Source organism: Pseudomonas morbosilactucae, assembly GCF_023241715.1.
Lineage (GTDB): Bacteria > Pseudomonadota > Gammaproteobacteria > Pseudomonadales > Pseudomonadaceae > Aquipseudomonas > Aquipseudomonas morbosilactucae.
The window spans coordinates 52574-67142 of the sequence record NZ_JALQCW010000026.1 but is presented as its reverse complement, the minus strand read 5'-3'; the positions used below and the strand labels follow the sequence as shown (position 1 = coordinate 67142).

Annotated in this window: 17 protein-coding genes; 6 read left to right on the top strand and 11 right to left on the bottom strand. The window is 61.8% G+C overall.

The genetic code is table 11. The features are described 5' to 3' along the window. Nucleotides 1–193: 193 nt before the first annotated feature. On the bottom strand, nt 194–634 hold the full coding sequence (locus M1B34_RS12505; RefSeq protein WP_268265304.1) for a hypothetical protein: 441 nt from the start codon (nt 632–634) through the stop codon (nt 194–196). On the opposite strand from M1B34_RS12505, the gene M1B34_RS12500 reads away from it, so the two are divergent. Further along, nucleotides 633–1088 (top strand): tRNA (cytidine(34)-2'-O)-methyltransferase, encoded by a 456-nt coding sequence (locus tag M1B34_RS12500; RefSeq protein WP_123329228.1) that lies wholly within the window; start codon nt 633–635, stop codon nt 1086–1088. The two genes, M1B34_RS12505 and M1B34_RS12500, sit on opposite strands and share 2 nt — an antisense overlap. Before the next feature lie 122 nt (nt 1089–1210). Here the strand turns inward: M1B34_RS12500 and secB are convergent, their stop codons facing one another. The 3 genes from secB to M1B34_RS12485 are packed head-to-tail and all read right to left on the bottom strand — an operon-like array spanning nt 1211 to nt 2404. After that, entirely contained in the window at nt 1211–1693 is a 483-nt protein-coding gene (gene secB, locus M1B34_RS12495; protein ID WP_123329226.1) for a protein-export chaperone SecB, read from the bottom strand. A 41-nt stretch (nt 1694–1734) separates the two neighbouring features. Next, nucleotides 1735–1989, bottom strand: coding sequence for a glutaredoxin 3 (gene grxC, locus M1B34_RS12490; RefSeq protein WP_123329224.1), 255 nt, complete (start codon nt 1987–1989; stop codon nt 1735–1737). 1 nt (nt 1990) lies between these two features. Continuing rightward, complete coding sequence (locus tag M1B34_RS12485) at nt 1991–2404, bottom strand: rhodanese-like domain-containing protein (protein WP_123329222.1); 414 nt, start codon at nt 2402–2404, stop codon at nt 1991–1993. A gap of 150 nt (nt 2405–2554) precedes the next feature. On the opposite strand from M1B34_RS12485, the gene gpmI reads away from it, so the two are divergent. The 4 genes from gpmI to M1B34_RS12465 all read left to right on the top strand — a co-directional run bounded on the left by gpmI (nt 2555) and on the right by M1B34_RS12465 (nt 7765). Continuing rightward, nucleotides 2555–4084: a 2,3-bisphosphoglycerate-independent phosphoglycerate mutase gene (gpmI, locus tag M1B34_RS12480; RefSeq protein ID WP_123329220.1), complete on the top strand. Its 1530-nt coding sequence runs from the start codon at nt 2555–2557 to the stop codon at nt 4082–4084. Between the two features lie 135 nt (nt 4085–4219). Next, nucleotides 4220–5506 carry a murein hydrolase activator EnvC family protein gene (locus tag M1B34_RS12475; protein ID WP_123329218.1) on the top strand — a complete coding sequence of 429 codons (1287 nt, stop codon included), beginning with the start codon at nt 4220–4222 and terminating at the stop codon, nt 5504–5506. A 32-nt stretch (nt 5507–5538) separates the two neighbouring features. Continuing rightward, on the top strand, nt 5539–6849 hold the full coding sequence (locus tag M1B34_RS12470; RefSeq protein ID WP_123329216.1) for a S41 family peptidase: 1311 nt from the start codon (nt 5539–5541) through the stop codon (nt 6847–6849). A 154-nt stretch (nt 6850–7003) separates the two neighbouring features. Further along, complete coding sequence (locus tag M1B34_RS12465; RefSeq protein ID WP_425273455.1) at nt 7004–7765, top strand: divergent polysaccharide deacetylase family protein; 762 nt, start codon at nt 7004–7006, stop codon at nt 7763–7765. A gap of 79 nt (nt 7766–7844) precedes the next feature. On the opposite strand, the gene M1B34_RS12460 is transcribed toward M1B34_RS12465, so the two are convergent. The 7 genes from M1B34_RS12460 to M1B34_RS12430 form a co-directional block, all read right to left on the bottom strand. Further along, complete coding sequence (locus M1B34_RS12460; RefSeq protein ID WP_268265303.1) at nt 7845–8600, bottom strand: substrate-binding periplasmic protein; 756 nt, start codon at nt 8598–8600, stop codon at nt 7845–7847. Between the two features lie 63 nt (nt 8601–8663). Next, on the bottom strand, nt 8664–9434 hold the full coding sequence (gene hisF / locus M1B34_RS12455) for an imidazole glycerol phosphate synthase subunit HisF (RefSeq protein ID WP_020299543.1): 771 nt from the start codon (nt 9432–9434) through the stop codon (nt 8664–8666). A 93-nt stretch (nt 9435–9527) separates the two neighbouring features. Then, nucleotides 9528–10277 carry a 1-(5-phosphoribosyl)-5-[(5-phosphoribosylamino)methylideneamino]imidazole-4-carboxamide isomerase gene (hisA, locus tag M1B34_RS12450; RefSeq protein ID WP_268265302.1) on the bottom strand — a complete coding sequence of 250 codons (750 nt, stop codon included), beginning with the start codon at nt 10275–10277 and terminating at the stop codon, nt 9528–9530. A 101-nt stretch (nt 10278–10378) separates the two neighbouring features. Continuing rightward, entirely contained in the window at nt 10379–10639 is a 261-nt protein-coding gene (locus tag M1B34_RS12445) for a DUF2164 domain-containing protein (protein WP_268265301.1), read from the bottom strand. Next, nucleotides 10640–11278, bottom strand: a complete 639-nt coding sequence (hisH, locus tag M1B34_RS12440) for an imidazole glycerol phosphate synthase subunit HisH (RefSeq protein ID WP_268265300.1) — start codon at nt 11276–11278, stop codon at nt 10640–10642. After that, nucleotides 11278–11871: an imidazoleglycerol-phosphate dehydratase HisB gene (hisB, locus tag M1B34_RS12435; RefSeq protein WP_123329204.1), complete on the bottom strand. Its 594-nt coding sequence runs from the start codon at nt 11869–11871 to the stop codon at nt 11278–11280. Before hisB ends, hisH begins: the two co-directional genes overlap by 1 nt. Nucleotides 11872–12128: 257 nt before the next feature. Then, nucleotides 12129–13790 (bottom strand): OFA family MFS transporter, encoded by a 1662-nt coding sequence (locus M1B34_RS12430; RefSeq protein ID WP_268265299.1) that lies wholly within the window; start codon nt 13788–13790, stop codon nt 12129–12131. A gap of 311 nt (nt 13791–14101) precedes the next feature. Here M1B34_RS12430 and M1B34_RS12425 point away from each other — a divergent pair, with 311 nt between their 5' ends. After that, nucleotides 14102–14506: an acetyl-CoA sensor PanZ family protein gene (locus M1B34_RS12425; protein ID WP_268265298.1), complete on the top strand. Its 405-nt coding sequence runs from the start codon at nt 14102–14104 to the stop codon at nt 14504–14506. Nucleotides 14507–14569 lie beyond the last annotated feature (63 nt).

Genomic DNA, 14569 nt, shown 5'->3' with positions numbered 1-14569 from the left:
TACAGGCAGGCCGGGGATTCCCTCTTTAACACCGGGTTCATCACGCTCTCAGCGACGAACCCAAGACGCTTTCGGGAACCTTGGTACAGGCAGGCCGGGGATTCCCTCTTTACACCGGGCTCATCGCCCTCAGCGCGATGAACCCACCCCGTCTTTGGGGGCCTTGGTACAGGCAGGCCGAGGTTTCCCTCTTTTATTCCTCGCGCAGATGGATCTGCAACCGCCAACCTTCGTCCACCTCGCTTCCCGACCACTCCCCACGCAACGGCCGTGCTGCCACCAGGTTCAGCAACAAGCCGGCATCGGCTTTTCTCACGCGCCAGTTCACGTCCTTGCCATTGACCTTCAACTGGCCCTTCTGCGCCCGTCCCTCGGCATCGAACAACAGGGCCACAGCGCCGTCGATATGCTCGCCATGCACCTTGGGTTCCTGGTTGAACCACACCACCAGGCCATCCGGCGCCACCTCCACACGTTCCAGGAGCACAGGGTCGGGCGCGGTCAAGCGACCGATCATCAGCCCCACCATGACCCCGACAATCGCCAGCGAACCGAAAACCCGCAGCATTAGCTTCGGTCGCGGGTCCTCTTCGGGCGTAGAATGCAGCCTGTCTTTTTCTTCGGAGCCGTGCATGTTTCACGTCATCCTTTTTCAACCAGAAATTCCGCCGAATACCGGCAACGTTATCAGGCTGTGCGCCAATAGCGGCTGCCACCTGCATTTGATCGAGCCACTGGGTTTCGAAATGGACGACAAGCGCCTGCGCCGGGCCGGCCTCGACTATCACGAGTACGCCACCCTGCAACGCCACCCCGACCTTGCCAGTTGCCTGGAAAGTCTAGGTCAGCCGCGCTTGTTCGCCTTCACCACCAAGGGCTCGCGCCCTTTCCACGACGCCAGCTTCGCCGAGGGTGATGCCTTTCTCTTCGGCCCCGAAAGCCGCGGCTTGCCCGCCGACGTGCTGGACGCCCTGCCCGGCGAACAGCGCCTGCGCCTGCCGATGCGCGAAGGCTGCCGCAGCCTGAACCTGTCCAACACCGTGGCCGTGGCCGTCTACGAGGGCTGGCGACAGCTTGGGTTCAAGTAAGCCCGTGCGGCGATAAGGCCTGGGGCGATTTCGACGACGCTATCGCCGGCAAGCCGGCTCCCACACGAGGGACGAGGCATAAAAAAAGCGCCAGTGATGGCGCTTTTTTGTGCGTCGACGATTTACTGAACCGTCGGTGCGCCTTCTTGCTGAATACGTTGCAGCTCTTGAGCGTACAGCGCATCGAAGTTCACCGGCGCCAGCATCAGGGCCGGGAACGAACCACGGGTCACCAGGCTGTCCAGCGCTTCGCGAGCGTAAGGGAACAGGATGTTCGGGCAGAACGCACCCAGGGTGTGGCTCATGGAGCCTTCGTCGAGGTTCTTGATCAGGAAGATACCGGCCTGCTGAACTTCAGCGATGAACGCCACTTCTTCACCGTTCTTCACGGTGACCGACAGGGTCAGCACCACTTCGTGGAAGTCGGTTTCCAGGGCTTTCTGGCGAGTGTTCAGGTCCAGGGCAACGCTCGGCTCCCACTGCTGACGGAAGATCGCCGGGCTTTTTGGCGCTTCGAAGGACAGGTCACGCACATAAATGCGTTGCAGGGAGAATTGCGGCGCGTTTTCTTCTTCGGTAGCGGCAGTGTTCTGCTGGTCGGTCATCTCTGAGATCCTTCTTGATCTTGGTCTATAGGGTTTGAATTTCAGGCCTGGAGCAGCGCATCGAGCTTGCCGGCGCGTTCCAGGGCAAACAAATCATCACAACCGCCCACGTGGGTGCTGCCAATCCAGATCTGCGGCACCGACGTACGCCCGGCCTTTTGCGCCATTTCAGCCCGCACCTGGGGCTTGCCATCGACCTTGATCTCTTCGAAGGCCACGCCTTTATTGCCGAGCAGGTGCTTGGCCCGCGAGCAGTAAGGGCAGTAATCGCTGGAGTAGACGACAACCCGGGTCATGTCACTTCACCAGGGGCAGATTGTCTGCTTTCCAGCTGGAGATGCCGCCGGACAGCTTGGCGGCGGTGAAGCCGGACTTCATCAGTTCGCGGGCATGGCCGCCTGCGTGCTGGCCCTGGGCGTCCACCAGAATGATGGTCTTGGCCTTGTGCTTCTCCAGCTCGCCAACGCGGGCGATGAGTTTGTCCTGGGGAATGTTCAGGGCGCCGACGATGTGGCCGCTGGCGAAATCCTTGGATGGACGCAGGTCGATCACAACGCCCTGTTCGCTGTTGACCAGTGCAGTCAGTTCACGGGTGCTGAGGCTGCGGCCGCCGCGGCTCAACTCGTGAGCGATCAACAGAGCCAGCAGGATGGCGAAGGCGCCGACGAGCAAGTAGTGTTCAGTGGCGAATTGAATCAGGTGAGCAACCATCTAAGGAGGTTCCAGGGCGTTAAAATGTCGGCCAGTATACACAGCCCTCTGGGTCGGCCAAACCCCGCCCGGCGGTGACGCCACCGGAACTTCGCTTTAAACTGCCACTCCCTTTTTCAACACCTCCCTATCCAGCCACGAGTGGACGCCATGACTACCACGCCTAAACCTTTGGTCCTGATGATTCTGGATGGCTTCGGTCACAGCGATAGCCACGAATCCAACGCCGTTTATGCGGCCAACAAGCCCGTCCTGGACCGCTTGTGCGCCAGCATGCCGAACGGCCTGATCTCGGGCTCGGGCATGGACGTCGGCCTGCCCGACGGGCAAATGGGCAACTCCGAAGTCGGCCACATGAACCTCGGCGCCGGCCGCGTGGTGTATCAAGACTTCACCCGGGTGACCAAGGCCATCCGCGATGGCGAGTTCTTCGACAACCCAACCATCGGCGCTGCCGTGGATAAAGCCGTAAGCGCCGGCAAGGCCGTGCACATCCTCGGCCTGCTCTCGGACGGCGGCGTACACAGTCACCAGGACCACTTGGTGGCCATGGCCGAACTGGCGTTCAAGCGCGGTGCCGAGAAGATCTACCTGCACGCCTTCCTCGATGGCCGCGACACCCCGCCGAAAAGCGCCCAGTCGTCCATTGAACTGCTGGACGAAGCCTTCAAGACCCTGGGCAAGGGCCGCATCGCCAGCCTGATCGGCCGTTACTTCGCCATGGACCGTGACAACCGCTGGGACCGTGTGGCCCAGGCCTACAACCTGATCGTCGATGGCAACAGCGAGTTCCAGGCGGCCACGGCCCAGCAAGGCCTGCAAGCCGCCTACGAGCGTGGCGAGAGCGACGAATTCGTCAAGGCCACCAGCATCGGCGACAAGGTCCGGGTAGAAGACGGCGACGCCGTGGTGTTCATGAACTTCCGCGCCGACCGTGCCCGGGAACTGACCCGGGTCTTCGTCGAAGACGGCTTCAAGGACTTCGAACGTGCGCGCCAGCCCGCCCTGGCCGGTTTCGTGATGCTGACCCAATACGCGGCCAGCATCCCGGCGCCATCGGCCTTTGCCCCCGGCAGCCTGGAAAACGTCCTCGGCGATTACCTGGCGAAAAACGGCAAGACCCAGCTGCGCATCGCCGAAACCGAGAAGTACGCCCACGTGACCTTCTTCTTCTCCGGTGGTCGCGAAGAGCCCTTCCCGGGTGAAGAGCGCATCCTGGTGCCGTCGCCCAAAGTCGCCACCTACGACCTGCAGCCGGAAATGAGCGCGCCGGAAGTCACCGACAAGATCGTCGATGCCATCGAGCACCAGCGCTACGACGTGATCATCGTCAACTATGCCAACGGCGACATGGTCGGCCACAGCGGCGTGTTCGATGCCGCAGTCAAGGCCGTGGAATGCCTGGACCTGTGCGTGGGGCGGATTGTCGATGCCCTGGAAAAGGTCGGCGGCGAAGCCCTGATCACCGCCGACCACGGCAACGTCGAGCAGATGGCCGACGAATCCACCGGCCAGGCGCACACCGCCCACACCACCGAGCCGGTGCCGTTCATCTATGTTGGCAAGCGTGACCTGAAAGTGCGTGAAGGCGGCGTGCTGGCGGACGTGGCGCCGACGCTGCTGAAGCTTCTGGACCTGGAAAAACCGGCGGAAATGACCGGTACTTCGATCCTCGTCTGATAGCAAATGGCCCAATAATTGGCTGGAAACAGCTTTTTATGACGAACGCCTCAAAGCAGTTGGCTTTGAGGCGTTTTTTTTGCAGCGATGGGCGGGCATACTAGGCCGTCCCTTTCCCTGGTGTCACCCGCCTCTATGCTTCGCGCCCTGATTGCCCTCGCTTTGACCTGCCTGCTCCAACCGGCCTTTGCCGATGAGCGCGCGCAAACCCAACAACAGTTGGATGCCACGCGCCAGGACATTACCGAACTGAAGAAGCTCCTCGGCAAGCTGCAAGAGGAAAAGTCCGGCGTGCAGAAAGACCTGCGCGGCACCGAGACCGAAATGGGCAAGCTGGAGAAGCAGGTCGAAGCCCTGCAGAAAGAGCTGAAGAAAAGCGAATCCGAGCTGCAGCGACTCGATGAGGAGAAAAAAAAACTCCAGAGCGCGCGCACTGAACAGCAACGACTGATCGCCATCCAGGCCCGCGCGGCCTACCAAAACGGCCGTCAGGAGTACCTCAAGCTGCTGCTCAACCAGCAGAACCCGGAAAAATTCGCCCGCACCCTCACCTATTACGACTACCTGAGCCAGGCCCGCCTGGAGCAGTTGAAGAACTTCAACGAGACCCTGCGCCAGCTGGCCAATGTGGAAAAGGACATCTCTCTGCAGCAGGCCCAGTTGCTGGTGCAGAAAAGCAGCCTCGACACCCAGCGCGAAGAACTCGACAAAGTCCGCAAGGAACGGCAACTGGCCCTGGCCAAGCTCAACGACGACGTGAAGGCCCGCGACCAGAAGCTGCAAGCCCGCGAACAGGACCAGGCCGACCTGGCCAAAGTCCTGAAAACCATCGAAGAGACCCTGGCTCGCCAGGCCCGCGAGGCGGAGGAAGCGCGTCAGAAAGCGCTGATCGCCCAGCAGGAAGCCGAAAAAAAGCGTTTGCTTGAAGCCCAGGCCGATGCCAGCGATGCGCCGCGCAAGCCCGTAAAACCGGCGCCCGGCCCACTGGTTTCGAGCAGTGGCGTGTCCTACGGCGGCCCTTTTGCTTCAGCCCGGGGAAAACTTCCATGGCCAGTTGATGGTCGATTGCTAGCGCGCTTTGGTGAAACCCGTGGCGACGATGCCCGAACCAAGTGGGACGGGGTGATGATCAGCGCCGCCGCCGGCAGCCAGGTGCACGCCGTGCATGGCGGCCGCGTGGTCTTCGCCGACTGGCTGCGAGGCGCCGGCTTGCTGGTGATCCTCGACCACGGTAACGGTTATCTGAGTCTGTACGGGCACAACCAGACGCTGCTTAAAGAAGCGGGCGACATCGTCAAAGCCGGTGAGTCCATCTCCACTGTGGGTAATAGTGGCGGACAAGACACACCTGCGCTGTACTTCGCTATTCGTCAGCAGGGCCGCCCCAGCGACCCGGCACAGTGGTGCCATGCGCAAGGATAAGCGCTGCTACCCCATTTAGGAGTTCGTTCGACATGCTGCATTTGTCTCGCCTCACCTCGTTGGCCCTGACGATCGCCCTGGTGATCGGTGCGCCGCTGGCGTTCGCCGCAGAACCCGCGCCATCGGCCAGCGCCGCGACCACCAAGGCGCCGCTGCCCCTGGACGAGCTGCGCACCTTTGCCGAGGTCATGGACCGGATCAAGGCTGCCTACGTCGAACCCGTGGACGACAAGACCCTGCTGGAGAACGCCATCAAGGGCATGCTCAGCAACCTTGACCCGCACTCGGCCTACCTGGGCCCGGAAGACTTTGCCGAGCTGCAGGAAAGCACCAGCGGCGAATTCGGCGGCCTGGGCATCGAAGTCGGTGCCGAAGACGGCTTTATCAAAGTGGTCTCGCCCATCGATGACACCCCAGCGTCCAAGGCCGGGATCCAGGCCGGCGACCTGATCGTCAAGATCAACGGCCAGCCGACCCGTGGCCAGACCATGACCGAAGCCGTAGACAAAATGCGCGGCAAGATCGGCCAGAAAATCACCCTGACCCTGGTTCGCGACGGCGGCACGCCATTCGACGTGACCCTGGCCCGCGCCACCATCCAGGTGAAGAGCGTGAAGAGCCAGTTGCTGGAGTCGGGCTACGGCTACATCCGCATCACCCAGTTCCAGGTCAAGACCGGCGAGGAAGTCTCCAAGGCCCTGGCCAAGCTGCGCAAGGACAACGGCAAAAAGCTCAACGGCATCATCCTCGACCTGCGCAACAACCCGGGCGGCGTCTTGCAGGCGGCGGTGGAAGTGGTCGACCACTTCATCACCAAAGGCCTGATCGTCTACACCAAGGGCCGTATCGCCAACTCCGAGCTGCGCTTCTCGGCCACCGGCAAAGACGAAAGCGAAGCGGTGCCGATGGTGGTGCTGATCAACGGCGGCAGCGCCTCGGCGTCGGAAATCGTCGCCGGCGCCCTGCAAGACCAGAAACGCGCCGTGCTGATGGGCACCACCAGCTTCGGCAAGGGCTCGGTGCAGACCGTGCTGCCGCTGAACAACGAGCGTGCGCTGAAAATCACCACCGCGCTGTACTTCACCCCCAACGGCCGCTCGATCCAGGCCCAGGGCATCGTGCCGGACATCGAGGTGCGCCGCGCCAAGATCACCAGCGAGGCCCAGGACGGCGAGTACTACAAAGAAGCCGACCTGCAGGGTCACCTGGGCAATGGCAACGGCGGTGCCGACAAGCCAAGCGCTGCGTCCACCAAGGCCAAGCCGATGCCGCAGGACGATGACTACCAGTTGGCCCAGGCCCTGAGCCTGCTCAAAGGGCTGAGCATCACCCGCAGCAAGTGACGGAACCTATCGCCGGCAAGCCGGCTCCTACAGACAGGCAACAACCTGTAGGAGCGAGCTTGCTCGCGATAGCGTTTTCATGATCGCCACACCGCCAAGGTCCCACCCCGCCACCATGCCCCTATCGAAGATCACCCGCCCGTGGAGGCTCGTGATGGGGCTCCTGTGCACCCTCGCCGTCGCGCCACTCCAAGCCGCCGAGCCCAGCACCACCGCGCCCAAAGCCTACCTGACGCTGATCATCGACGACCTCGGGCAAAACCTGCCTCGGGACCGCCGCGTGCTGGCCCTGCCCGGCCCGGTAACCACAGCGATCATGCCGGATACGCCCCACGCTGCCGAGTTTGCCCGCGAAGCCCACCGCGCCGGCAAGATCGTCATCCTACACATGCCCATGGACCCCGCCACCGGGCCGTTCGCCTGGCACCCTGACCTGCCCATCCCCGAACTGGAAAAACGCCTGAACGCCGCCTTCGATGCCGTGCCCTACACCAGCGGCATCAACAACCACATGGGCAGCCGCATGACCGCCCAGCCCCAGGCCATGGCCTGGTTGATGGGCGAGTTGCAGCGGCGGCACAAATTCTTCGTCGACAGCCGCACCAGCGCGCAAACAGTGGCCGCCGCCGAAGCGCAGAAAATCGGCCTGGCCAGCGTTTCCCGGGATGTATTCCTCGACGACGAACGCACCGAAGCCGCCATCAGCCACCAACTGCAGACCGCCATTAAACTGGCCCACAAACAAGGCACAGCGGTGATGATCGGGCACCCCTATCCGCAAACCCTGGCAGTACTCGAACGCGAACTGCCCAAGCTCAAGGCCCAGGGCGTGGAATGGATTGATATCAAGTCAATGATCGGCCTGCGCAGCAATCAAGCCACCGCGGCGCACGGCAAGGACGGGAGGTATAGGTGAGGAGCAGCTGCAAGCTTTGAGCTACAAGCTACAAGCGCACCGATGCCCGCTTGCCGCTCAAAACTTGTCGCTCCCCCCCTCACAAATACCTCCCCATGATTTCGTCCACGAGGCCTTCCTTGCGCAGCTCATCCAGGGCGGCTTGCAGCTTGGCGACGGTGGCGTCCGGGACGTCTTTGTTCAGCGCCAGGTATAACTCGGCGCTGTTGAAACGCAGCACGGTCTTGAGGCCGGTGATGCCTTCCTGCTTGGCCAGGTAGCGCCCGGCCGGGTCGCCGGTGGCCCACAGGTCGATCTGGCCGCTGAGCAGCTTCTTCGCGTTGTCTTGATCGCGCAGCACCACCAGCGGCACCAGGCCTTGCTTGCTCAGGGTCTCGGCAATCGCATCGCCTTTGTAGGCGCCAATCTTGTACGAGTGCGCCTGTTCCAGGGATTCAAGGCTGATCTTGCTGTCGGCCTTGGCCAGCATGATCCAGTCATCCGGGCCGATGGGGCCGACCCATTTGAAGAGCTTTTCCCGGTCCGGCAAGCGGGCCATGACGAACACGCCGTACCCAGGCTGCTCAAGGGCCAGCTTGTAGATTCGCTCCCAGGGGAAGCGCAGGGTCAGGCTGTAATTGATGCCGGCGCGCTTGAACATTTCCCGAACGATATCCACGGCAATGCCGTTGATATTTTCGCCCTGGGCGAAGTTCTTGCCGTTCTTGGCCATGTTGTAGGGGGGAAAGTTTTCGGTCAGCAACACCAGGGAAGGGTCGGACGATTCTGCTGCACGTACGCCGCCGGCAAGAAGGACCGAGGCGCTGGCTAGAACAAGGAGCAGACGTTTGAACATGACAGGCTACCGGAATCCATGGCGTGCCCAAGAGTGCCGTGAGCCCGCCATGCTGTCCAGTGGCTATCGCACAACAATCCCGCGCTGAGCCATGTAGGCCTTGGCCTCGGGAACGGTGTACTCGCCGAAGTGGAAAATGCTCGCCGCCAGCACTGCGCTGGCGTGGCCTTCGAGGATGCCGTCGGCCAAATGCTGAAGGTTACCCACGCCGCCAGACGCGATCACTGGAATGCCCAGCGCGTCGCTGATGGCGCGAGTCACACCCAGGTCGAAGCCGTTTTTCATGCCGTCCTGATCCATGCTGGTCAGGAGGATTTCACCGGCGCCCAGGCCTTCCATTTTCTTCGCCCACTCCACCGCATCCAACCCGGTGGGCTTGCGGCCGCCATGGGTGAAAATCTCCCAACGCGGGGTTTCGCCCGGGCCGGAAACCTTCTTGGCATCGATAGCGACGACGATGCACTGCGAGCCGAAATGCTGCGCTGCTTCACCGACGAACTCGGGGTTGAACACCGCGGCGGTGTTGATCGAGACCTTGTCCGCGCCGGCATTCAGCAGGTTGCGGATGTCTTGCACAGTGCGCACGCCACCGCCCACGGTCAGCGGGATAAATACCTGGCTGGCCATGCGCTCGACGGTGTGCAGCGTGGTATCGCGACCATCGACGCTGGCGGTGATGTCGAGAAAGGTAATCTCGTCGGCACCCTGCTCGTCGTAGCGACGGGCAATTTCCACCGGGTCGCCGGCGTCACGGATGTTCTCAAACTTGACGCCCTTGACCACGCGACCGTTGTCGACGTCCAGGCAAGGGATGATGCGTTTGGCCAGTGCCATGGGCTTAATCTCCGATTAAGAGTTGCAAGCTTCAAGCTTCAAGCGGCAAGCAAGAGCGAACCGCAGTCGCACCCTTGGCTTGCCGCTTGACGCTTACGACTTGGAGCTGGCCGCGTAGCCATCACAAAAGGCTTGAGCCTCGGCCACATCCAGCGTGCCCTCATAAATCGCGCGGCCCGTGATGGCGCCGATGATGCCTGGAGCCTTGGCGTCCAGCAGCGACTTGATGTCACCCAGGTTGTGGATACCGCCGGACGCGATCACTGGGATCTTGGTCGCGGCAGCCAGGGCAGCGGTGTACGAAACGTTGCAGCCCTGCATCATGCCGTCTTTGGCGATGTCGGTATAAACGATGGCCGACACGCCATCGGCTTCGAACTGCTTGGCCAGGTCGATCACCTGGACGGTGCTGATCTCGGCCCAGCCATCGGTGGCCACGAAACCGTCTTTGGCATCCAGGCCAACGATGACCTTGCCCGGGAACGCGCGGCAGGCTTCAGCGACGAAGGCCGGATCTTTCACGGCTTTGGTGCCGATGATCACGTAGCTCACGCCGGCTTTGACGTAGTGCTCGATGGTTTCCAGGGAGCGGATGCCGCCACCGATCTGGATCGGCAGGTTCGGGTAGCGCTTGGCGATGGCGGTGACCACTTCGCCGTTGACCGGTTGGCCTTCAAAGGCACCGTTCAGGTCGACCAGGTGCAGACGACGGCAACCGCCTTCGACCCACTTGGCAGCCATGCTCACCGGGTCATCGGAGAACACCGTGGAATCTTCCATACGGCCCTGGCGCAGACGTACACAGGCACCGTCTTTAAGATCGATAGCGGGAATAATGAGCATGCTTTTTCCTTCGTCAAAAGAGTTGCAAGCTGCAAGCCATGAGCTGCAAGCAAGCACGCGTTTCAATTCTTGCAGCTTCACGCCTGAAGCTTGCGGCTACTTCAATTCTTCTCGAGCGCCCACAGATCGCTTTCGATGCTTTCGAACCGTTCTTTAAGGTGCACCTGCACATCGAAAATCGCCCGATTGTAGTAATGCGGGGCGATTTCGCGGGTAAACAACTCAAGGATTTCCGCCGCTTCGAACGAACCCAGGTCCAGTTCGAAGCGATCCTCCATGAACCGCTTGATCTTGTGATTGGCCTCGCTCTCCTGCTCGGGAGTGAGGGTCAGGATCGGCGGCTTGTTTTTTTTTGCGGCCATTTACCAGCGACCATCCCAGGCGGCGAAGTTTTGCAGCAACTGCAGGCCGTGGGTGTGGCTCTTCTCGGGGTGGAACTGCACGGCAAAACGCGAGCCGTCGGCCAGCGCAGCGGCGAAGTCCACGCCGTAGTGACCGCTGCCCACCACCTGCCGCGCGTTGCCGGCAGCGATGTAGTAGCTGTGCACGAAGTAGAAGCGCGCCAGGTCCGGGATGTTGTGCCACAGCGGGTGACTCACCGCCTGCTGCACTTCGTTCCAGCCCATGTGCGGCACCTTCAAGTGCTCGCCGTCTTCATGCAGGCCCTTGCCGAAAAACTTCACCTGACCCGGGAACAGACCGATGCAATCGACGCCGTCGTTCTCTTCACTGTGGTCAAGCAAGGCTTGCATGCCCACGCAGATCCCCAGGAAGGGACGGTCCTGGCTGACTTCACGCACCAGGCTGTCGAAGCCCAGGCGACGAATTTCGGCCATGCAATCGCGAATCGCGCCCACACCGGGGAACACCACCCGGTCGGCTTCGCGAATCACGTTGGCGTCGCTGGTGATCATCACCTTGCCGGCACCCACGTGCTCGAGGGCCTTGGCCACCGAGTGCAGGTTGCCCATGCCGTAATCGATAACGGCGACCGTCTGCATTACAGGACGCCCTTGGTCGATGGCATTTGCCCGGCCATGCGCTCATCCAGCTCCACAGCCATGCGCAGAGCGCGGCCGAAAGCCTTGAACACGGTTTCGATCTGGTGGTGAGTGTTGTGCCCACGCAGGGTGTCGATGTGCAGGGTGACGTTGGCGTGGTTGACGAAGCCCTGGAAGAATTCCTGGAACAGGTCAACGTCGAAGCCGCCGACACTGGCGCGGGTAAAGGGTACGTGCATCTGCAGGCCAGGACGGCCAGAGAAGTCGATCACGACGCGGGACAGGGCTTCATCGAGCGGCACATAGGCGTGGCCGTAACGACGGATGCCTTTCTTGTCACCGATGGCCTTGCTGAAGGCTTGACCCAAGGTGATACCCACGTCCTCCACGGTGTGGTGGTCGTCGATATGCAGGTCGCCCTTGCTTTCGATATCCAAGTCGATCAGCCCGTGACGGGCGATCTGGTCCAGCATGTGCTCAAGGAAGGGCACGCCGATATCGAATCGGGCCTTTCCGGTGCCATCCAGGTTGATCGAGGCTTTGATCTGGGTTTCCAGAGTGTCGCGCTCGACAGATGCCTTACGTTCGGCCATCACCAGCTCCGCAAAATCATTGGGCGAAAAAGGCGAACATTATAGGCCCGACGGCGGCCAAACAGAAACACGCAGGACAATATCCTGACGGGCTGAACCCAATAGCACTGGGGCTATACCTGTCATGACAAGCAAAGAAGAGCCGGCATTAGCCACATCGCCAGCGCCGGCCAGCCGGCTCCTACAAAATCACACATCCTGCAGGAGCTGGCTGGCCAGCGATAGCGCGATGCCCGGCAAGCCGGAAACGGCCGGATTTAGTGGAACAGCACCGCGGTTTTCTGCAGGGTGACCCACACGCCCCACGCCAACGGAATACCCACCACCAGCCAGGCGACAACCGCCAACGGCACGCTGCTCGACGAGGCTTTCCACTCCAGCACGGTGCTGGTGTCGGCGCCCTTGTCATGGCCCAGGGCCTGTTCGGCCGCCAGTTGCTCGTCGGTCATGAAGTACTTGTCGGCCACCGGGCGCACCAGCAGGTTGCACAGGAAGCCCAGCACCAGCAGGCCGGCAAGGATGTACAAGGTGATGTCGTAGGCCGCGGCGCGTTCCACGCCGATGCTCAACTGATACTCACGCAGGTAGTTGACCAGCACAGGACCGAGCACACCCGCCGCCGCCCAGGCAGTCAGCAAGCGACCGTGGATGGCACCGACCATCTGTGTGCCGAACAAGTCCGCCAGGTAAGCCGGCACCGTGGCAAAACCACCGCCGTACATCGACAGGATGATGCAGAACGCCGCCACGAACAGGGCGATATTGCCCAGGTGGCCCAGGTTCGGGATCAGCGCATACAGGGCAAAGCCCAAGGCGAAGAACACGAAATAGGTATTTTTACGCCCCAGGTAGTCGGAGAACGACGCCCAGAAGAAGCGCCCGCCGATGTTGAACAGGCTGAGCAAACCGGTAAACCCGGCAGCAATCGCGGCGATCTGCGCCAGTTGCCCGGCGTCCAGTTGGCTGAAGGTCAGGTTATTGCCCAGCAGCTTGCCGGCGAACACTTCCTGCAACAGTGGCGAGGCCATGCCGAGGATGCCGATGCCCGCCGAAACGTTGAGGCACAGCACCAGCCATACCAGACGGAATTGCGGCGTCTTCCAGGCCACATTCACGTGTACATGGCGGTGGGTGATCATTGCGTTGGCGGCTTTTTTCGCCGGGGCGGTCCAGCCTTCAGGCTTCCAGCCGGTTGGCGGCACCCGGTACGACAGCGCGCCACCGATCATGAACACGAAGTAGATCGCCGCCATCACCAGGAAGCTCTGCCACACGCCAACGCCGGTCGGCGAGGCAAAGTGACCCATCAAGGCCGCGGCCAGGGGAGCGCCAACCATCGCGCCGCCGCCAAAGCCCATGATCGCCATGCCGGTGGCCATGCCGCGCTTGTCCGGGAACCACTTGATCAGGGTCGAGACCGGCGAGATATAGCCCAGGCCCAGGCCGATACCGCCAATCACCCCGGAACCCAGCCACATCAGCCAGATTTGATGGGTGTAGATGCCCAGCGCGGAAATCAGCAGGCCGCCGCACCAGCACAAGGCCGATACCACGCCGGCTTTACGCGGGCCGGCGTGTTCCAGCCAACCGCCCCAGATCGCTGCCGAGCAGCCCAGGAAGATGAAGAACAGGGTGTAGATCCAGCCGAGCATGGAGATCGGCCAGTCACACTGGGACGAAAAGATCTGTGCGATGAAGCTCATGTCCGGTGCACAAGCCACCGGGGCCGTTACCCCAAGCGCCTTGGACAACGGCAACCAGAACACCGAAAAGCCGTAGGCCATGCCGATGCAAAGGTGGATGGCCAGAGCGGCCGGTGGAACCAGCCAGCGGTTGAAACCGGGCTTGGCGATGATGCGTTCTTTGGACAGGAACGCTGACTGAGCGGCAGGATTGCCCGCCGCAGTGCTAGTGCTCATGGATGTTTCCCCCAATTTATTAGAATTATTCGTCGACCACTCTCCTGCGACGACCTTGGCACGCAGGCGGGGTCGTTTTATTGAGTAAAGCTCCATTTTGGCAGGCGCGACATTAAGTCGCGGAAGGACGCACGAACCGCGAGAGGTTACCATTTGCAACGCGCTAAAAAACCAAACTGACATCACCTTTTTTGCAACCACTGCGCCGCTCGGCATTGCCAGCCTGATGATCGATGCCCTCCGAGCGCCGTCATCACCCTGTAGGCGTTGGCTTGCCAGCGAAGGGTCCACCCGCCTCAACAGGACATCCCATGACCATCGTTGTCGAGTCATTGCACGAAGCCAGCTATCAGGATCAACAGGACCTGCTGAAGATTTATCAGGACGCGCCGCCCGAGCTATTTGCACCGCTGAACGATGCCCGCGAGCTGATCGAGACCAGCCTGGGCGACGGCAGCCTACTGGTGGGACGCGTCAACGGCCGCTTGCTCGGCGCGGCGCGCCTGCAACGGCACCCTGAGGCCTGGCGCCTGTCCCATCTGTGCGTGCGCAGCATCACCCGCCGCCGCGGCGTGGCCGAACGGCTGGTGCGCCAGGCCCAGGCCATGGCCCGGGAACAAGGCGCTGCTCTGCATCTGCGGGCGCCCAACGGGAACCCCCACGCCCAGGCCCTGGCTGCCAAACTGCATCTGCCACTGGAGACGCTGCCAGCGTGATCGCTGACCAGTCGTCAGGTTTCGGGCGCTATACTGCCCCGCTCATTTTTTGAATTCGACATA